The sequence below is a fragment of the Pantoea sp. 9140 genome, assembly GCF_000745295.1.
GTDB classification, from domain to species: domain Bacteria; phylum Pseudomonadota; class Gammaproteobacteria; order Enterobacterales; family Enterobacteriaceae; genus Pantoea; species Pantoea vagans.
On sequence record NZ_JQNO01000001.1, the window covers coordinates 660,954 to 679,844 of the forward strand.

Sequence of the window (18,891 nt, forward strand, 5' to 3'; positions counted from 1 at the left end):
GCATGTCTCTAAACGAGTGGTTAGCTGTGGGCGGTTTCATTCTGGCTATCGCGACATTCATTGTGAACATTCACTTCCAGCGTAAGCGAGACCGGCGTGAAGAGCGCATGAGTCAAATGAGATGGAGTCCGGCAAATGAGTCTGATAATCCCGATCCTCAACTTTGAAGAGGGTTACGTAGAGTCACCTTATCTCGACACTCAGGGCTTTCCCACGGTGGCCGGTGGTATCCGTATCGGTCCCAAAGGTGCGCCGCTCAGCAGCTACACCTTCCGCGTTCCCCGCAAAGTAGGGGATGTGTGGAAGCAGGCGATCGTGGATGAGAAGGTGCTGGACATGAACAGCCGACCGGCAATCTACGCAGCCCTGAAGCAGTGCAATCCAGCTCGTGCAGATGTGCTGTACAGCATGGCTTACCAGATGGGCGTCGATGGGCTGGCAGCCTTCAAGAACACGCTGGTCATGATTTCAAATGGCAACTTCACTGGTGCGGCAGAGGGGATGCTGAATAGTCTCTGGGCTAAACAGACTCCCGGCCGCGCGCGTCGCCACGCTGAAGTGATGCGTACCGGCTCATACGATATCTACAAGGGGAAGATATGAACGTTATCGCCTTCCTCGCCGTGGTTATCGTTGTGATCGCCATTGTGCTTCTGGTGCGTAAATACAGCTCGGTTGAGTTCGTAGCCCATGCACGACTGCTGTTTCGCGCCTGGTCAGTCTGGCTGACTGGTGCCGGTACGCTGTTGGGCGTCTACCTTGCCTCCGCGCCTGATGCGATTATCTCCGCCTGGAATATGTTGCCGCCTGACCTCAAAGCCATGCTGCCGGTCAACATCGCGCAGTACGTGAGCTACTTCATTGTCGCTCTGGGCGTTATTGCTCAGTTCATCCGGCAGCGCAAACTGAGCGATCGCAAACAGCAAATGGACGGCCAGCCATGACAACTCTCGTTCATCTTTTTGCAGGCGGCTGGAATTATGTTCTCGCCTTCTTCGCTCTCATTGCTGCTGGCGTGGTTGCTTACTTTGGCGGTAAGAAAAAAGGGAAAACTGAAGAGAAGGCAAAGGCTGATGTGGAAGCGGCAAAGGTTGAGTCACAGCAGGTTAGTGATGTGGCTAAGGTGCAGGCAATCAATACGGAGAAGGCCAACAGTGTTAAAGAAAACAATGCTTCTCTGTCTGACGCCGCTGCTCGCGACAAGCTGCGCCAGTCACAATTCAACTCAGACGACTAAAGCCCCGACAAAGACAGTCGATTCACTCTGCACTCAGGACGCTCCAATCAGGACGCACGGCAAAGATGCTGATGTGATGGACGTTCGCACCGTAAGGGCAATCAACACGCATAACGACCTGTGGGTTGCTCTGTGTGGTAAGCCAGTAAATCTGTAAGGCATTGCAAGAGGCATTAACTTTTCCAGATGCCTCTGACAATGCTCAACAGTATGTGGAGAAACATAATGGTAAATGGGCAAATCACCATTCGTAAAAAGTGGGTGCAGCTGACGGACGGCACCGCAGATTTAGACGCGCAGATTGCCAATGGCTATTTGTGGGTGCTCGACACCACTAATGCGGATAAGCCTCAGCAGTCTCCAGCTGATAATGCGCTGGGCAGGGTAGAGACAGATTCCCTGAGCATCACCAAGCCGTCTGTAGTGTGGGTCATATCACCGACAGGCGATCCGGTAACCATCTTCGCTATGTGAGGCCATATGACCGTTTACTATGGCAAGCAGCAAAAGAGCACTCAACCGGGTGAACCTCTACCAAACAAGCTATCAGTGGGCAACGTCATCACGCTTTCACCTGGCAGCAAAGCCGCGGTAGAGATAACCGGTGATGCGCCAGCACAGGTGATTAACTTCAGCCTGCCGGCCGGTAAAGACGGAACCAGCCCGACACTGAAGATTGGGAAGGTGACCACACTCGCTGCAGGTAGCGCGGCAACCGTAACTCTCGGCGGAACGGCTCCGGATTACACAGTCGATTTCGGCATCCCTAAAGGTGACGCAGAGACCAATGCAGCCCCTGTTCAGCTTGAAGTTGTCGCAGGCTCAGTAGCGACTGCCGGCCAGAAGGTAGCCATTACCTTTGCAAAGAAATATTCAACGCCCCCTGTGGTGCTACCTAATCCAATCTGGAATGGTCAGCAACTCATTCAGGGGCAGGCGTCAGAGATAACCACAACTGGCTGTAACGTCACTGTCATGCAATCCAAAGGTACACTGCTGCTATCGAGTGGGCCATTTGAGAGCGCAGCGGCTAAAGCGGCATTCAGCATGTTCGTAATAGGAAATTAAATGGCAAAGCTCACCGACAAACAAGGGCTGTTTGCTGGTGAATCAACTCAGCGCCCCCTACCCAGGCAAGACTTTCTTTCAGCATTCCATCCCCACATCAGTCTTGCGCCTGCTAATGAATTATCTGATTGGATTAATGAAAACATCCTCAGTGAAGATGGATTCTTACACAACCCAGACCACAGCCATCTCTTAGAAGCCGACATCCGCTTCATGTGGGCATCAAGTGCCTTCACAAAGCAGGGCAGGACCGTATTAGGGCAAGCTGAAGAAGTCGCTATGCGGGCAGGTGGCTGGCAGAAGGCAAGAATGCAACAACAGATGCACGACTGGTTCGGAGAGGTTCCGCGATTCATCATAACTCTTGCGGGTGATTACTGCTCCGAGTGTAGCGACCTCGACTTCTGCGCACTGGTTGAACATGAGCTTTATCACATTGGACAAGCTCAGGATGAATTTGGCGCACCCAAGTTCAATAAAGAGGGCCAGCCAGTTTTGACCATGCGCGGACATGATGTTGAAGAGTTTGTTGGTGTTGTTCGTCGATACGGAGCCAGCTCAGACGTTCAGCAATTAGTGGAAGCTGCCAGCAAGCCTGCTGCGGTGGCCCACCTCGATGTAGCCAGAGCATGCGGAACATGCCTCATGAAGCTGGCATAACGCTTTATTCAGATTGTCATGGAGGTAGCCTGTGGCAGCATTATCGACAGAGGTTAAAGCCTTCATCGTGCAGTCTCTGGCGTGCTTTGAGACGCCAACAAAAGTCATTGAGCTTGTAAAGGCTGAGTTCAATATTCAGGTATCCCGTCAACAGGTGTCTCAGTACAGCCCCGGAAATGCGATGGCTGCTAAGCTCAGCCAAAAATGGATTGACCTGTTCGAGAGTACCCGCCTTAGATTTCAAAACGAAATATCCGATATCCCGATAGCAAATAAGGCCTACCGGTTACGCGTCCTTGATCGCATGGCAGCGAAGGCAGAGGGTATGAAAAACCTATCTATGACCGCTCAGTTGATTGAGCAGGCTGCGCGGGAAGTTGGTGATACTTACACAAACAGACTGCGCGTGGAGAGCACTGGCAAGGATGGCGCTCCAATAAGAACCGAAAACACCACTATGTCACCTCAAGAAGCTGCTGAGCACTACAAAAAACTGATGGGTTAGATATGCCAATTCCATTCCCTTTCGACTTCAAAAAACCGGACTACGCTCAGGTTTTTGAGTGGAGAATGGAGAGGCTTCAGCGCATCCGCGCTAATCCCGCGATGTTGCCTGCGCTGAAGGCCTTTTACCGGGACAATCCAGCACAGTTCATTATCGACTGGGGTATGACAACAGACCCGCGAAACCTCGATTATGGCCTGCCTGTAACAATCCCTTTTCTGCTATTCCCGAAGCAGGAAGAGTGGATCAACTGGATAATGGACCGACGTCGCAGCATGGAGAACGGCATCACTGAAAAGAGCCGTGAGATGGGCCTCAGTTGGACTTCAATTGGCCTCGCATGCTCTCTCTGCCTGTTCAATAAAGAAATGGTGATTGGCTTCGGCTCCCGTAAAGAGGAGTACGTAGACAGCACTGGTGACCCAAAGGCCCTATTCTGGAAGGCGCGTAAGTTTGTCGAAACGCTGCCGGTTGAGTTCCGTGGAAGCTGGAGCGAGAAGAAACACGCCCCTTATATGCGTGTTGAGTTCCCCGATACAGGCGCTGTGCTGAAGGGCGAGGCAGGCGACAATATTGGCCGTGGTGACCGTACCACGCTGTATTTCGTGGATGAGGCGGCGTTTCTGCAGCGCCCATTACTCATTGATGCTGCGCTATCGCAAACAACTCGCTGCCGCATCGACCTTTCATCCGTAAACGGAATGTCGAACCCATTCGCACAGAAGCGCCACGGCGGTCGAATCCCGGTATTCACATTTCACTGGCGAAGCGACCCGCGCAAAGATGATGCCTGGTATCAGAAAGAATGCGCGAAGATTGACAACCCGGTTGTGGTGGCTCAGGAGCTGGACCTCAACTACTCCGCGTCAGCTGAAGGTGTGCTTATCCCTAACGAGTGGGTGCAGGCCGCAGTGGATGCTCACATTAAGCTAGGTATCTCGCCAACTGGCAAGAGATTGGGCGCGATGGATGTCGCAGACGAAGGTAGAGATAAAAACGCCTTTGCACGCCGCTACGGATTCCTTCTTGAAGAGGTTGATGAGTGGTCCGGTGTTGGCAGTGACATTTACAGCTCTGTAGTGAAGGTCTTTGGCCTGTGCGATCACAACAACCTCGAGGAATTTCGATTTGATGAGGATGGTTTGGGCGCCGGCGTACGTGGGGATGCAAAAGCCATTAACGAGCTTCGCCAGCCTGAAGGCAGGCCATATATCCTCGCAACCCCATTCCGGGGGAGCGGCTCAGTATTCGACCCTGAAGGTGAGGCGGTCAAAGGCGACAACGGGCAGCCATCTCGACTCAACAAAGACTTCTTCGCCAACTCCAAAGCACAGAGTTGGTGGCACCTCCGTAAGTTATTCAGAAACACTTTCCGCGCTGTTAACGGGATGGAATTCAATCCTGATGAAATTATCTCGCTCAGCAGCGGCATCAACAATAAAGACAAACTAATCATCGAACTATCCCAGCCGACCTACTCAATTAACGGAGTGGGGAAAATCGTCGTGGACAAGCAGCCAGATGGCACCAAGTCACCTAACCTGGCTGACTCAGTGATGATCAGTTATGCACCTATGGAAACCACGCTCGATATCTGGGCGCAACTTGGGAAAGGCTGAATATGTCCGAAACAGAAAGCATGTCGCAGCCTGTACCAACGCGTGACAGCTATGAAAACTTCATTGCCCGGATGGGCGTCAATGAGTCGAACCAGTCCGGTGCTGGCACCTACCGCAATAACTGGACGTCCCGCAACCGCCTGCTGATTGAGCAGGCCTACCGCACATCATGGCTGGTTGGTGCAGGCGTTGATGCTATTCCTGATGACATGACCCGCAAGGGCGTGACCATCACCTCCAAGCTGGAAGATGGCCGCAAGAAGCAGCTTGACCACGCATGGGATGAAATGGGCCTGTGGGAATCACTCAACGACACCCTGAAGTGGGCGCGGCTCTACGGTGGCGCTGTTGGCGTCATCCTGATTGACGGACAGAACTACTCAACGCCGCTTCGTGTCGAGGCTATTGCCAAAGACTCGTTTAAAGGCGTGATGGTGATGGACCGCTGGATGCTCAATGCCATGACGGAGCGCCGGGTGAGTGAGCTGGGGCCGGACTTCGGCATGCCAGAGTTCTACAAGGTCGTGACGTCAGCTACCGGCATCCCGCCGTGGCGCATTCACCACTCCCGGCTGATTCGGTTTGACGGTATCCCGTTACCGTATCAGCAGCGCCTGACTGAGAACGACTGGGGCATGTCGGTGATTGAACGTTGCTTCGATCGCCTACTGGCCTTCGACTCCACGACCACTGGCGTCGCTCAGCTGGTCTATAAGGCTCACCTGCGCACCTACAGCATTGAAGGCCTGCGTAAGCTGTTAGCGATGGGTAAAGACAGCCCGATGTTCAAGGGGCTGATGTCGCACATGGACATGATTCGCGAGTACCAGAGCAACGAAGGCATGACGATTATGGACGCCGCAGATAAGTTCGAGGCGCACACATACTCCTATGCCGGTCTCAGTGACGTGCTGGCGCAGTTTGGTCAGCAGGTGTCAGGCGCTTTCGGCATCCCACTGGTGCGTCTGTTTGGGCAGTCTCCTGCCGGCTTCTCTACAGGTGACACTGACCTGGCTAATTACTACGACAACGTGTCTACCCAGCAGGAGCGCAAGTTACGCCGCCCCATCCGCAAGCTGTTTCAGGTTCTGCACATGAGCCTGTTCGCAACACCTCTGCCTGATGACTTCACTTTCGAGTTTAACGAGCTGTGGCAGACACCAGACAGCGAGCGTGCTGACACCGCGACGAAGGTTGTGGCCGCAACCGTTCAGGCTGTTGATGCTGGGCTGATGACTGAAAAAGCCGGGGCAATGCATCTGCAGGAAACGGCACGCGTAACCGGCATCGGATCAACCATCAGCGACGAGGATATTGATAATGCCAGTGACCTCCCGCCGCCGAGCGAGAAAGACCTCGATAACGTCGAAGCCGCCGAACCTGAAGCGCGCCGAGAGGCAACTGGGAACACAGCTACGACAGATAGCGCAGGCGGTGGGCGCGATAGTCGAGGGTTCTTACGATGGTTCAAATGACAGCGTCACCGACATTATGGACAGGCTGGAGCGTTACGCCGACCTGATTGAGCCATGGGCTGAAGCGGTATCAAATCGGCTCATCAGCACGCTGGAGATTGCCGATGATGCGATGTGGCGCGAGCGCTCCTATCAAATCTCTGCCGGCCTGCGTGACCTGATGGCGGGCAGTCAGGGGATGGTCACCCGCAGCATCATTCAGGAGCAGGTGAAGCTGTTCAAGTCACTGCCGCTCGAAGCCGCCGACCGGGTCTACGACATTCACAATCAGGCGATTGAGGCTGTCGTATCCGGCAAGCGCTCCAGTGAGCTGAAGAAAGAAATCATGCGTACGGGTGAAGTCACTGAGTCCCGGGCGCGCACAATTGCCCGGACTGAGGTTGGGCGCGCATCCACCGCTATCACGCAGGCTCGCTCAACCGCAATCGGATCAGAGGGATATATCTGGCGGACATCTGAAGATGGAGATGTACGTCACTCTCACGACCTGATGAATGGGAAGTATGTCCGATGGGACTCACCCCCAACGCTTGATGGGATGGTTGGGCACGCAGGGCAGTTTCCAAATTGTCGATGCTACCCAGAGGTTGTGTTCCCTCATTCAAATGTATTTGCTTCCAACTCTCGCCAGACTCTCGACGGATTAAATATCGCCTCAGTTAAAGGGAAATCTGTGAGGGTCAGGGTTAAGGCCTAACGATGCAATATTTCTACACCACCCGCCTCGGAAACACTCGATTTGAGATGGCCGATGGCTCCCTGCTGTGCAAAGACGTCCCGATCGCCCGTATCGGCGCGCAGGTATATGACGAAAGCGAGCTGCCCGGCATCGTTGGTGATGACGATGGTGAGATTGTCGTCACCCGCGACGCTGACGAGGTGTTCCGGCCAGAAACACTCGCCTCATTCGAAGGCATGGCATTCACGCTGGGCCACCCGAAAGACATGGTCAATCCCGGCAACTGGAAAGAGCACGCGCACGGGCACATACAGAACGTCCGGCGCGGCACTGGCGACCAGTCAGATTTAATGCTGGGTGACATCCATATCAAGACTGCTGAAGGCATTCAGAAGGTGATGGACGGTCAGGACCAGATATCGATGGGCTATGACGCTGAGTATGAGCAGCAGGCACCCGGTCAGGCCCGCCAACACACAATTATCGGTAACCACTGTGCGAGCGTACCCAATGGTCGTGCAGGCATTCGCTGTTCAATTGGAGATAGCACATTCATGACTACCAAAAATCAGGGCTGGCTTAGCCAGCTGAAGCGGGCCATTAAAACCAAGGATGCCGATAGCCTGGCTGATTTGGTGGACAATGCGCCATCAGAACTGGTCGAGCCAAGCCTTGATCTGGCACGGGCAGTTAACATCACCATTAACCCGGCGCAGCCACTGCCACAAGAGCGTGAGCTTGGCGGCCTGACTACCGATGAAGAAGGTAGTGAAAGTGGCGGCGCCATGAGTATCGGCGAGCTGGAGAAGAAAGTTGATGCTCTGGCATTACTGGTTCAGCAGCTGGTTAACCCTGCCTCTACCGCAACCACTGACTCCGATCCGGACGAAGAGGAAGAGAAGAAGAAGGCCACCACTGACGCTGCATACCATCAGGGCGTTGTGGCGCGTGCTGAACTCATCATGCCTGGCGTCAAGCTACCTGAAGGCGGCAAGCTGGCGGCGTTTAAACGCTCCACCATGGACGCAGCATTCAGAACACCAGAGGGTCAGGCGCTGCTTGCGCCGCTGGTTGGTGCCACGCCTGACTTCAGCAAAATGCCAAAAGCGACGCTGGATGCCGTGTTTGTGTCTGCGAGTGAAATCGCTAAATCACGTAACGCTGCGCCGGTCACCACCTCTCGCGCTGCTTTCTACGATTCATCCAACAAAAACTCACCGGCTGCTCTCAACAAAGCCTTCGCCGCTCACTGGAAAAAATAAGGGATAAACCCATGGTTGCATATCTGTACCGGATGCCAGTAGGCATCGCCGGGGCTATTTCACGCCCTCAGGACCTGACCACCGAGCCGGTGATCATCGATTCATCCAACGTCTTCGCTGCCTATGGCGTGGCTGGTAAAGACAGCGCAGATGGCAAGTTTATCCCGCTGGCCGCATCTGATGCCGCCACTGTGATTACCGGTCTGTACGTTCGCCCATATCCAACCACATTGACGCCAGACATGGTCCGTCAGGTTGGTACCGGGAAGAATTTCACCGGCGACGTGATGAAGCGCGGTTACATGACCGTGAACATCGGCAGCACCGCAGTTGGCCTGGTTAAGGGTGGGGCGGTCTATGTCCGCAATGCCAATCCGACCGACGCAAGCCCGCTGGGTGCAATTCTTGGCGCAGCAGTCACCGGCGAAACTGTCGTGCTGCCTAACGCCTCCTTCACCGGTGCAGGCGATGCCGCTGGCAACGCTGAAGTCGCTTACAACATCTAAGGGAACCGCTAAATATGTTTACTTTTGACCAAGCCACCGTTGACGGTTCTGGCGCTTTCCTGGTTGGCGAGCTTGAGCGTCTTGACCAGAACCTGAATATGCCGTTGGTGGGATACACCTGGTCGCGCGATATCGAGCTGCGCGAAGATGTGTCTATCGCTGATGACATCAGTTCTTTCACCAACTCTCAGTTTGCTGCCGCGGGTACACCTAACCCGGCTGGTAAAAACTGGATCGGCAAAGACTCCACTGCAATCGCAGGTGTTAACGTCGACATCTCTAAAACCGGCTTCCCGCTGACCCTATGGGGCATGGAGCTGGGCTGGACCGTTGTCGAACTGGCTGCCGCCGCTAAAGTTGGCCGCCCGCTGGATACCCAGAAGTTCGACGGCATGCAGCTGAAGTGGAACATGGACACCGATGAGCAGGTATATCGCGGTGACAGTCAGCTGGGCGTTAAAGGCCTGACTAACTACGCCGGTGCTGCGGTAACCAACGCGCCGAAAACGTGGGCAGCCTCTACTGCCGATGAAATCCGTACCTCGATCAACCTGTTGCTGTCGAATGCATGGGCAGCCACCGGTTACACCATCGTTCCGCGTGACCTGCTGCTGCCACCAGAGCAGTTCGCTCTGCTGTCGAGCATCATCGTCTCATCTGCCGGTAACCAGTCACTGCTGACCTACCTGCAGAACAACACCATCGCATTCCATCAGAACGGCACGCCACTGAATATCCGTGCTGTGAAGTGGCTGAAAGGCGCTGGCGTTGGCGGCACTGACCGCATGATGGCCTACACCAACGACAAGAAGTTCGTACGCTTCCCGATGGTTCCGCTGCAGAACATCCCGGTTCAGTATCGCGGCATCTACCAGCTGACCACGTACTACGGCAAGCTGGGCGCTGTTGAATCTCCGTACCCGGAAACCATCGCGTATATGGATGGCATCTAACCTATCCGCCCCGAAAGGGGCATTAAGGAGAATGTAATGGCTAAGAAGACCATTCGAGTGCACACCCCGTTCAAGTTCAACAGCGAAGACGGCACGGCGCAGGAGTTCAGCGTTGGTGAGCACACTGTTGACGACAAGGTTGCCGATCACTGGTTTGTCGCCGCGCATGCCGATGTCACTGGCAAAACCAAAGCGCCGGCAGACACCAAGGAGTTTCAGGCCCAGCTCGACAGCCTGACCGCGCAATTGGAAGGCAAGGATAAGTCCATCGGTGACCTGCAGTTATCAGTAACCGAGAAAGACGAAATCATTGCTGACCTGACCGCTCAACTGGCAGCGCTGCAGCAGCCTGTGATTGATCCGGAGCCGGAAGGTAACGACGATGGCAAGAAACAAAAACCTGCCGACAGTAAGTGATTTCCGCCGCGACTTCCCGCAGTTCTCTGACGCCACCAAATACCCCGACGCAGTAATTCAGTTCCGTCTAAATCTCGCCGACTTGCTCATTGATGGCTCTGCTATGGGGGATATGTTCCCCTACTTAGTGGAGCTGTTCGTGGCGCATTACATGGTGCTGAACGCAGCTGATACTGCCGCCGGGGTCCTGGGTGGTGCCGGCGGTGCTACGAGTGGCGTAGTTGCTTCCAAGTCAGTCGATAAGGTCAGCGTGAGTTATGACAACAGCTCGACATTAAACGCTGATGCGGGTTTCTGGAACTTCTCACGCTACGGGGCTGAGTTCTGGCAGATGCTGCAGTACTTCGGGTATGGCGGGATTCAGCTATGAAATCAGGCCTGACGGTTCGTGCTGACAAAGCGCAAAGCATTCTGGACGCCCTTAAAACCCTCGCGAACAAGGATGTTCTGGTGGGCATCCCTGAAAGCAAGGATGAGCGTCAGGGTGACAGTGAAGGTGAGTTTGGTAATGCTGGCATCGGGTATATCAATGAAAACGGATCGCCCAAGCAAAACATTCCGGCTCGTCCACATTTGAAACCCGGAGTTAGGTCCGTTGAGCAGGATTACCTGCCTCACCTGAAAGCCGCGGCTCAGAAGGCGCTGGACGGAAATGCAGAGGGCGCGGTGACATCACTGGATCGTGCTGGGACTGTTGCCGCCAATGGCGTGAAGCGATACATCACCATCACCGGCTTCACTCCCCTGGCGGATGCCACGATCGCTAATCGCCTCCGTCGCGGACGTACCGGTAATAAGCCACTAATCGACACAGGCGAGTACCGCCGCTCAATCACGCACATCGTGAGGGATAAAGATGCCGACTCTTGATGTAACTGACGTGCTGCTTTCACCTGAGTTTCTCGACACATCCCTCACCGTTAAACGAAATGTCCAGACCGTCGATGATGACGGTTTTGCCACCAATATCGCCACGGTGACGCCATTTGGTGGAGTGGTGACGGTTGACCGCTCACTGGAGGCCCGGCGCATGCAGGCCGGGCAGGTGATTAACGGCGCAATCCTGATTGTGACTGTTTTCCGCCTGACCAGCGGCAACACCGGTATCGATGCCGACATTGTCACCTACCGCGGGCGTGAGTATCGGGTCACATTCGTAGATCCATACACGGCCTACGGTGCGGGATTCGTCCAGGCTCATTGCGAACTTCAACCATTTGATGGAGGTCCAGGTGAGTAACGACAGCACATCTTCCGGCTTTCTGACACCCATCAGCGCGACACAGGCCTACGATGAGACACTGGAGCGCGAGCTTAGCCAGTGGGCAAGAGCATTGTCCGGATTACCGGCTGGCATGGTGCGACCACGCTGGACGGCTAAACAGGCAGCACTCCCTTCGGCTGAGACTAACTGGTGTGGGTTCGGAATCATCGGCTTCACCGCTGATAACGCCCCAGCGTTCGTCCGGCAGACTGACGATGGTAATCAACTCTGGCGGCATGAGGTGATTGAAACGCTCGCATCCTTCTATGGCCCGCAAAGCCAGTCGATTGCCACTCTGTTTCGCGACGGCCTGACGGTTGAACAGAACAACGAAACACTCAAACAAAACGAGCTGTCGCTTGCTGATTACAGTGAACTGACAGCCTTCCCCGAGCTAATCAACAACCAATGGGTTCGCAGGTACGACATCACTGTGCGCCTGCGCCGCAAGGTAATCCGCGACTACGGCATTAAATCACTGGTCGAAGCGCCAGTATCATTCTTTGGAGATTAATCTATGGCACAGGGCTTACCTGTATCCAACGTTGTGAACGTTGATGTAATCATGTCGCCCACTGCGGCGACGGGTCGTAATTTCGGCTCGCTGCTGATTCTCGGCACATCGACTGTAATCCCTGTGTCAGAACGAATCCGGCTCTATACAAGCTCAGAGGATATCGGCGTTGATTTCGGTGAGGACAGCCCGGAATACGAAGCAGCGCTTATTTACTTCTCACAGTCACCGCGACCATCACAGGTCTATGTTGGCCGCTGGGCCAAGACTCTGGCGACGGGCGAAACCGGAAGTGTTGAGACGCTGGCGCAGGCGATCAGCGCAGTACTGCAGTTCACCAACTGGTATGGACTCGGCATTGCTGATGAAGACGACCTGACGCCTGCAGAGATTACGGCGACCGCGGCAGCTATTCAGGCATCCAGCCTCAGCCGCGTATTCGCAGTTACTTCTGCTGATTCAGGCATTATCGACTCGGCAACCACTTCAGATGTGGCATCTACCCTCAAAGCAGCCGGTTACAGCCGCACGTTTGTTCAGTATTCGACGAAGAGCAAATATGCAGCGCTGTCAGCGTTTGGTCGCGCCTTTACCGTTAACTTCACCGGCAACAACACCACGATCACCCTCAAGTTTAAAACTGAACCTGGCGTGACGTATGAAACCCTGACCAGCGCACAGGCCGCCGCAATTGATGCGAAGAATGCCAACGTCTACGTGTACTACGCGAATGACACAGCAATCCTTCAGCAGGGCGTGATGTCCAACGGCGACTTCTTTGATGAGCGACACGGGCTGGACTGGCTGCAGAACTACGTGCAGACAAACCTGTTTAACCTGCTGTACACATCAACCAGCAAAATCCCGCAGACAGAAGCCGGTATCACACGCCTCCTCACGAACGTTGAGATGTCGCTCGACCAGGCTGTTTCGAATGGGCTGGTCGCGCCGGGTGTCTGGAATGGCGGTGACATCGGCCAGATAACTTCTGGTGACACCCTGACTAAGGGCTATTACGTGTACGCACAGCCCCTATCATCACAGGCTCAGTCAGACCGTGAGAAACGCCGCGCGCCGCTGATTCAGGCTGCTATCAAACTGGCCGGTGCAGTTCACTACGCCGATGTTCAGATCAACGTTGTTCGCTAAGGGGATATAGATGAGTACCTACAGCTTTATGGACATCACGGCGTCCATGACCGGCCCGACCGGCTCAATTGACCTTGGCTACGGCTCTGCGAACGCCGAAGAAGGCATCACGGTAACGATGACCGAGGCTAAAAACACCATGACGATTGGTGCGGATGGCGAAACGATGCACAGCCTGCACGCTGGCAAGAGCGGCACCGTGACCATCAACCTTCAGAAAACCTCGCCAGTAAATAAGAAGCTTTCCCTGATGTACAACGCGCAAAGCCAGTCTTCGGCGCTGTGGGGGAACAACGTGTTCCTGCTGCGAAACAAAGCATCAGGCGACATCGTTACCATTCGCTCTGCGGCATTCCAGCGCCAGCCAGACTGGAACAACCCAAAGGTTGCCGGAATGGTCGCATGGGTGTTTGACGGCGGCAAAATCGACGAAGTGCTCGGGGAGTTTTAATCGATGGAATTTGAAATCAAAGGCGTTAACTACCGCGCATCAAAGCTCAGCGTCTTCGACCAACTGAAAGTGTCCCGTAAGTTGCTCCCGGTTCTGGCCGGGATGCTCGGTGACTTTCAGGGCATTAAGGCTGCCGCGCAGGGTGGCGATGTGAATAAAGCCATTGAAAGCGCGCTACCGAAAATTGCTGACTCGCTGGCAGAGATGAGTGAAGAAGATACGAATGCGATCATCTTCCCCTGTCTGTCCGTAGTCGCTCGGCAGAACGGCAAAGTATGGGCACCGGTAATGGTTCAGGGCGCGCTGATGTTCGATGACATCGACCTGATGAGCATGCTGCAGATCGTCGGTCGGGTGGTGGGCGACAGCCTTGGAAATTTTTTGCCCGCAGCCCCCGACAAAGAGATTGCGGACAACTCAGCGGCCTGACGCTTGAATCCCTGCCGGATGGTGAAGACTTCCTGATGCGCCCGGTTGATGCCGGGTACATCAGCTACACCGCGCTGAAAGATGGTTCAGTAGACCTCGCAGACGTTGCGCGCATGAATGACTGGCTCGACCTGAAAGCAGATAACAACAATCGTATTGAGCGCTGGAGACAGGATAATGAATGCTGAGACTATCAAGGATTTTCTGGTAAGCCTCGGCTTTCAGATTGACGATGCTGGCGCGCGCAAGTTTGACTCTGTGGTGCTGGGCACCACGCTGCAGGTGGTGAAACTCGGCGCGGCAGTGGAAGCTACTGCCCTGTCAGTGGTGGCCTTCACAGCCAAAATTGCTAGTGGGCTGGATCAGCTTTACTGGTCATCCCAGCGTACCGGCGCGACCGTTGCCGGGATTCAGGCAATTGGCTATGCCGCATCTCAGGCGGGCTCAAGCGCAGAGGCTGCGCGCGGTTCCCTTGAGGGGCTCGCGCGGTTCATGCGCAACAATCCCGGCTCAGAAGGTTTCCTTAACCGACTGGGAGTGCAGACGCGTGACGCCAGCGGCAACATGCGGGATATGGCGAGCATCTTCACAGGTGTAGGCCAGAAGCTCAGCAACATGCCGTACTACCGCGCAAATCAGTATGCGCAGATGCTCGGCATCGATGAAAACACCCTGATGGCGATGCGTCGCGGGCTGGGCCAGTTCAACCAGCAATACACGCAGATGGCGAAGGCTATCGGATTCAATGCTGACCAGGCGGCAATCAGCTCTAACAAGTTCATGACCTCGCTGCGCGCTTTCGGGCAGATGGCGGGCATGGCGCGCGATAAAATCGGCTCCAGCCTGGCTGAAGGCCTGTCGGGTTCAATCGACACGCTGAGAAAGCAGATTGTCGATAACTTTCCGAAGATTGAGCAGACGATCACCAGCGGTGTGAAAGGCATTCTCTGGATGGCAGAGGTGATTGGCCGCGTAGTTTACCGACTAATTCAGGCTGCCGGAGATATACGTGAGTGGTGGAACACCCTCGACAAGGGAACTCAGCAGCTTATAGAAACGCTTGGCGCGCTTGTTCTGGCGTGGCGGATTGTTAACAGCGCATTCCTGACATCACCTATTGGCCGAATCATCGCACTTGGCCTCGCCATTCTCAGTCTGTATGACGATTACAAGACATGGCAGGCTGGCGGTAAATCCCTTATTGACTGGGAGAAATGGCAGCCGGGAATCGACGCCGCTAAAAAGGCGCTGGACTGGTTTACCGACAAGCTGAATAAGCTGAATAACGGAACCCTGACATGGAAAGGCACGCTCCAGTCGCTTTCTGATTTCATGAAAGGCGACTGGTCGAAGTCGATTAACGATGCGATCGCCTCCGTTAACCGTGCTTTTGGCGGCTTCCTGACCCAGATTGGTCAGAAGTTCGCTAATAGCCCGTTCTGGAAAACGCTACAGCGCCTCCATATCGTCAATGAGAAAGACACTCAGGACATGCTTAACTTCTTCAGTGGCGAAGGTGGTAAGCCAACTGCAGCCGCTGCACCGGACAAAATGCCAGGCGAAGATGACGGCCCGGAAGCAATCTACCCTGTCGACGGACCAGCCTCACAATATGCACAGTCGCTGAAGCGCGGGGAGCGAAATAATAACCCCGGCAACCTGAACTATGCAGGTCAGGCAGGCGCAATGCTGGAGCGTAGTGGCGGTAGATTCGCTAAGTTCCAGTCTGCTTATGATGGCCTGCGCGCGATGGCGCGCCAGCTGATGCTGTATGCCCGTCGTGGAATTAACTCTGTTGAGGGCATCATCTCCACCTGGGCACCATCTTCTGAGAACAACACTGGCGCTTACGTTAACGCCATCTCATCACGGCTTGGCGTTGATCCAAAGGCCGCGCTTAACCTGCAGAACCCGCAGGTGCTTTCTCAGCTGATGAACGGCATCATCCACCATGAGAATGGCCGCAATATCTACTCCAGCGAGCTGGTCAGTCGTGCCGCATCCGGAGCTACCTCGCCTACAGTCAATCAGGAAACAAACATCCATATTCACGGGGTGAGCGATCCGGAGCGTGCAGGCAGCAGCGTCGCAGAGCGGCAGATGGGCGTTAACTCCAGGCTAACCCAGCAACTTACACCGGCGGTCAGATAATGGATATTCTCTCTACGCTGTTTTCACAGCAAAGCAGGAAGATAGGCCTGATCATCCCGGACGTGGTCATCTCTGAGAAGCACAGCGATGTGCTGGAAATTACAGAGCATCCTACTGAATTGGGCTCGCCGATCGCTGACCATGCTTACAAGCGCCCGGCAGAGCTGACAATGGAGGTTGGATTTTCCGGTGGTGGCTCGTTGCTGGACTTGCTCGACACCTCATCTGTTGGATTAAGTCTTGGGCTTAGCCCGAAAGAGACCTACCAGCGGCTTCTCGATCTGCAGGCCAGTCGCGTTCCATTCGATGTGGTAACCGGCAAGCGTATTTACAGCAACATGCTGATACGCGTGCTTGATGTAACCACCGACCGGACGTCTGAAAATGTCCTGATGGCTTCCCTTACACTCAGAGAAGTAATTATCTCGCAGACGCAGACAATCAGCGTGGCGAACAAAACCGACATGACAGATGGAGTGAGTACCTCACCAGTGCAAAACACCGGCACCAAGTCAGTGAAAAGCGCCAATGAGTCGCTCCTTTCTAAACTCTCAAGTTATTTTTAGAGGTGGGCATGCAGGGATATGAAATCCCGCTATCTCCCGATAATCAGGCATTCAATATCCAGCTGAATAACACCACCTACCAGTTACAGGTTGAGTGGCGCGACTTTGCATGGGTACTTGATTTGAAGGACAGCGGCGGCAATGAAATCGTAAGCGGGATTCCCATGGTGACAGGAGGTAATCTGCTTGCTCAGTGGGGCTACCTTAACCTTGGTTTTGCGCTTGAGGTGGCCTGCGATGATGCCTCGCAGGATTACCCGACCAAAACTGACCTGGGTATCCGCAGTCACCTTTACGTCATTAAGGAGTAAGCATGAGCCAGAACTGGATGCGCCACTTTGAACTGCTCCTTGTTGACGAGTCCGGCACGGGCATCAGCCTCTCCGATTTCAAAGTCGTGTTTAATATCGAGTGGACTAATGCGCTATGGCCGCGCGTTGCCACGGTGAAAATCTACAACCTGAAGAAGGATACTGTCAGTCGGATACAGGGGAAGGAGTTTTCACGCCTGAAGATGATCGCCGGATATGACGGACTGGCTGCGCCGGTCGATGCCAGTCAGGTCGGCATTGCACGCAATGTCGATGCTACTCAGGTCGGACAGACTGAGGGTCAGAACTTCGGCCAGATATTCGACGGTGAGATTCGCTTTACGATAACCGGGCGCGATAACCCCACAGACACCTACATCCTGATTCAGGCCATCGATGGTCACCAGGCGTTTGTGGCTGCAAAGGTCAACACCACGCTGGCAGCCGGTTACACGGTGGCAGACCTGCATGCTGCCACAATGCAGAGCTTCCAGCCTTTCGGCGTCACTCAGGGCATCACTGCTCAGATGCCGGATACCGTATTCCCACGCGGGCGGGTGATGTATGGCATGGCGCGCGACGTGATGAGTAACGTGGCTGACCAGTGCAATGCGAACTGGCAGATCGTGGATGGTCAGGCGCAGATGGTCAGCACTGATAAGTACATCCATGAAGCGATCGTACTAAACAGCCGTACCGGACTCATTGGCATGCCTCAGCAGACCATGGGCGCTGGCGTTAACGTTCGATGCCTGATTAATCCCAACATCAGGGTAAGCGGACTGATAGAGCTGGACCAGGCCTCCGTGTATCGATCGGCACTCTCCAGTGACGAAGTGCAGCGGTCTGGTGGGCGCATCTTTGAGACCGAAAATAACGGGAATCTGAACGTTAACGGAACCCTGCAACAGCCCGCAAGTATTGCGACCGATGGCGTGTATATCGTGCAATCCATCAGTTATACTGGTGATACACGCGGGCAAGCCTGGTATATGGATTTGATGTGCAGCGCCAGAGGTTCCGCAGACCTTCAGACAACATCGGCCTTAAACAGGAGTGCGGATGCATGAAAATTAAAATTGTAATGGTCGCCCTGTCATTCTTAAGTGCGGGTGCATTAGCAGGTGATATAGCTAAGCCTCTAATGCAATGCGGGCCATTTACACTGTCATCAAGTAATGATGGCTTCATGCATGTAAATAACATTCGCCCGGTCAGTCAGAAGTTCAGGTTCACAAACGTTGCTGACGATTACAAGAACATCACATATCAATGGATGGTGCCTCGCACCGACTATCCCGGCTACTACGGTATGGATTTTATCAAGCGTAATGGCAAAGCCATCCTGAACGTTGAGGCCATCCGCTCAAACATGGATGAGTCTAGAATGTTCGGAACATATGATTGCAAGCGGGTTTAGTAAAAGTCATCAGCACTTACCTGAAACTGCCGGATTATAGCTGCCAGTTCAAACGCCAAACGTAACCTGCAATCACGCCTAAAGTCCTCTTCCGCTTAACCGATAATCAATACATGTGATTACCGATGAAGATTCTGGTTTCTATCTTTGTGCCATTTTAGCAGTTGCAGGTATGACCCGCAGGTAATACACTCAACGTTACCAGATTGGTAGCAGTTGAACCGATAAACAGCTGTTCTAACCTATCTGATTATG

27 protein-coding genes are annotated in these 18,891 nt (G+C 54.2%); all 27 read left to right on the forward strand.

Annotated features, from left to right (window positions below):
* Window positions 1–135: 135 nt before the first annotated feature.
* Complete coding sequence (locus FA92_RS02995; protein ID WP_033782079.1) at window positions 136–603, forward strand: glycoside hydrolase family protein; 468 nt, start codon at window positions 136–138, stop codon at window positions 601–603.
* A complete protein-coding gene (locus tag FA92_RS03000) occupies window positions 600–944 on the forward strand; it encodes a hypothetical protein (RefSeq protein ID WP_033782080.1) in 345 nt (114 codons plus the stop codon). Before FA92_RS02995 ends, FA92_RS03000 begins: the two co-directional genes overlap by 4 nt.
* Window positions 941–1,237 carry a hypothetical protein gene (locus tag FA92_RS03005; RefSeq protein ID WP_033782081.1) on the forward strand — a complete coding sequence of 99 codons (297 nt, stop codon included), beginning with the start codon at window positions 941–943 and terminating at the stop codon, window positions 1,235–1,237. The genes FA92_RS03000 and FA92_RS03005 overlap by 4 nt, the downstream gene beginning before the upstream one ends.
* Window positions 1,238–1,462: 225 nt before the next feature.
* Complete coding sequence (locus tag FA92_RS03010) at window positions 1,463–1,711, forward strand: hypothetical protein (RefSeq protein ID WP_033782082.1); 249 nt, start codon at window positions 1,463–1,465, stop codon at window positions 1,709–1,711.
* Window positions 1,712–1,717: 6 nt separating this feature from the next.
* The gene (locus tag FA92_RS03015) at window positions 1,718–2,305 is read left to right on the forward strand and encodes a hypothetical protein (RefSeq protein WP_033782083.1); all 588 of its coding nucleotides are present in this window, start codon (window positions 1,718–1,720) and stop codon (window positions 2,303–2,305) included.
* Complete coding sequence (locus FA92_RS03020; RefSeq protein WP_051926444.1) at window positions 2,306–2,965, forward strand: putative metallopeptidase; 660 nt, start codon at window positions 2,306–2,308, stop codon at window positions 2,963–2,965.
* 31 nt (window positions 2,966–2,996) lie between these two features.
* Window positions 2,997–3,470, forward strand: a complete 474-nt coding sequence (locus FA92_RS03025; RefSeq protein ID WP_033782085.1) for a DUF2280 domain-containing protein — start codon at window positions 2,997–2,999, stop codon at window positions 3,468–3,470.
* Window positions 3,471–3,472: 2 nt separating this feature from the next.
* Complete coding sequence (locus tag FA92_RS03030; RefSeq protein WP_033782087.1) at window positions 3,473–5,089, forward strand: bacteriophage TerL protein; 1,617 nt, start codon at window positions 3,473–3,475, stop codon at window positions 5,087–5,089.
* Window positions 5,090–5,091: 2 nt separating this feature from the next.
* Window positions 5,092–6,564 (forward strand): DUF1073 domain-containing protein, encoded by a 1,473-nt coding sequence (locus tag FA92_RS03035; protein WP_033782089.1) that lies wholly within the window; start codon window positions 5,092–5,094, stop codon window positions 6,562–6,564.
* Window positions 6,524–7,261 carry a phage minor head protein gene (locus FA92_RS03040; RefSeq protein WP_033782091.1) on the forward strand — a complete coding sequence of 246 codons (738 nt, stop codon included), beginning with the start codon at window positions 6,524–6,526 and terminating at the stop codon, window positions 7,259–7,261. The genes FA92_RS03035 and FA92_RS03040 overlap by 41 nt, the downstream gene beginning before the upstream one ends.
* A 2-nt stretch (window positions 7,262–7,263) precedes the next feature.
* A complete protein-coding gene (locus tag FA92_RS03045) occupies window positions 7,264–8,505 on the forward strand; it encodes a DUF2213 domain-containing protein (RefSeq protein ID WP_033782092.1) in 1,242 nt (413 codons plus the stop codon).
* Window positions 8,506–8,516: 11 nt separating this feature from the next.
* A complete protein-coding gene (locus tag FA92_RS03050; RefSeq protein WP_033782093.1) occupies window positions 8,517–9,011 on the forward strand; it encodes a hypothetical protein in 495 nt (164 codons plus the stop codon).
* Window positions 9,012–9,025: 14 nt separating this feature from the next.
* Window positions 9,026–9,964 carry a DUF2184 domain-containing protein gene (locus FA92_RS03055; RefSeq protein ID WP_033782095.1) on the forward strand — a complete coding sequence of 313 codons (939 nt, stop codon included), beginning with the start codon at window positions 9,026–9,028 and terminating at the stop codon, window positions 9,962–9,964.
* A 36-nt stretch (window positions 9,965–10,000) separates the two neighbouring features.
* Window positions 10,001–10,381, forward strand: coding sequence for a hypothetical protein (locus FA92_RS03060; RefSeq protein ID WP_051926446.1), 381 nt, complete (start codon window positions 10,001–10,003; stop codon window positions 10,379–10,381).
* Window positions 10,347–10,751 carry a DUF4054 domain-containing protein gene (locus FA92_RS03065; RefSeq protein WP_033782097.1) on the forward strand — a complete coding sequence of 135 codons (405 nt, stop codon included), beginning with the start codon at window positions 10,347–10,349 and terminating at the stop codon, window positions 10,749–10,751. Before FA92_RS03060 ends, FA92_RS03065 begins: the two co-directional genes overlap by 35 nt.
* The gene (locus tag FA92_RS03070) at window positions 10,748–11,251 is read left to right on the forward strand and encodes a hypothetical protein (RefSeq protein WP_033782099.1); all 504 of its coding nucleotides are present in this window, start codon (window positions 10,748–10,750) and stop codon (window positions 11,249–11,251) included. The genes FA92_RS03065 and FA92_RS03070 overlap by 4 nt, the downstream gene beginning before the upstream one ends.
* On the forward strand, window positions 11,238–11,621 hold the full coding sequence (locus tag FA92_RS03075) for a hypothetical protein (RefSeq protein WP_033782102.1): 384 nt from the start codon (window positions 11,238–11,240) through the stop codon (window positions 11,619–11,621). Before FA92_RS03070 ends, FA92_RS03075 begins: the two co-directional genes overlap by 14 nt.
* Window positions 11,602–12,159: a hypothetical protein gene (locus FA92_RS03080; protein ID WP_033782104.1), complete on the forward strand. Its 558-nt coding sequence runs from the start codon at window positions 11,602–11,604 to the stop codon at window positions 12,157–12,159. The genes FA92_RS03075 and FA92_RS03080 overlap by 20 nt, the downstream gene beginning before the upstream one ends.
* A 3-nt stretch (window positions 12,160–12,162) precedes the next feature.
* Window positions 12,163–13,308 carry a DUF3383 family protein gene (locus FA92_RS03085; protein WP_033782107.1) on the forward strand — a complete coding sequence of 382 codons (1,146 nt, stop codon included), beginning with the start codon at window positions 12,163–12,165 and terminating at the stop codon, window positions 13,306–13,308.
* A 10-nt stretch (window positions 13,309–13,318) separates the two neighbouring features.
* The gene (locus FA92_RS03090; RefSeq protein WP_033782110.1) at window positions 13,319–13,759 is read left to right on the forward strand and encodes a DUF3277 family protein; all 441 of its coding nucleotides are present in this window, start codon (window positions 13,319–13,321) and stop codon (window positions 13,757–13,759) included.
* 3 nt (window positions 13,760–13,762) lie between these two features.
* Window positions 13,763–14,188 carry a phage tail assembly chaperone gene (locus FA92_RS03095; RefSeq protein ID WP_033782113.1) on the forward strand — a complete coding sequence of 142 codons (426 nt, stop codon included), beginning with the start codon at window positions 13,763–13,765 and terminating at the stop codon, window positions 14,186–14,188.
* Between the two features lie 35 nt (window positions 14,189–14,223).
* Window positions 14,224–14,376, forward strand: a complete 153-nt coding sequence (locus FA92_RS03100; RefSeq protein ID WP_033782114.1) for a hypothetical protein — start codon at window positions 14,224–14,226, stop codon at window positions 14,374–14,376.
* Window positions 14,366–16,339, forward strand: a complete 1,974-nt coding sequence (locus FA92_RS03105; RefSeq protein WP_033782117.1) for a hypothetical protein — start codon at window positions 14,366–14,368, stop codon at window positions 16,337–16,339. Before FA92_RS03100 ends, FA92_RS03105 begins: the two co-directional genes overlap by 11 nt.
* Window positions 16,339–16,905 carry a phage baseplate protein gene (locus FA92_RS03110; protein WP_033782120.1) on the forward strand — a complete coding sequence of 189 codons (567 nt, stop codon included), beginning with the start codon at window positions 16,339–16,341 and terminating at the stop codon, window positions 16,903–16,905. Before FA92_RS03105 ends, FA92_RS03110 begins: the two co-directional genes overlap by 1 nt.
* Before the next feature lie 8 nt (window positions 16,906–16,913).
* Window positions 16,914–17,216: a hypothetical protein gene (locus tag FA92_RS03115; protein WP_033782121.1), complete on the forward strand. Its 303-nt coding sequence runs from the start codon at window positions 16,914–16,916 to the stop codon at window positions 17,214–17,216.
* A gap of 2 nt (window positions 17,217–17,218) precedes the next feature.
* The gene (locus tag FA92_RS03120; protein WP_033782122.1) at window positions 17,219–18,286 is read left to right on the forward strand and encodes a hypothetical protein; all 1,068 of its coding nucleotides are present in this window, start codon (window positions 17,219–17,221) and stop codon (window positions 18,284–18,286) included.
* Entirely contained in the window at window positions 18,283–18,636 is a 354-nt protein-coding gene (locus tag FA92_RS03125) for a hypothetical protein (protein WP_033782123.1), read from the forward strand. Before FA92_RS03120 ends, FA92_RS03125 begins: the two co-directional genes overlap by 4 nt.
* The last annotated feature ends 255 nt before the right edge of the window (window positions 18,637–18,891 follow it).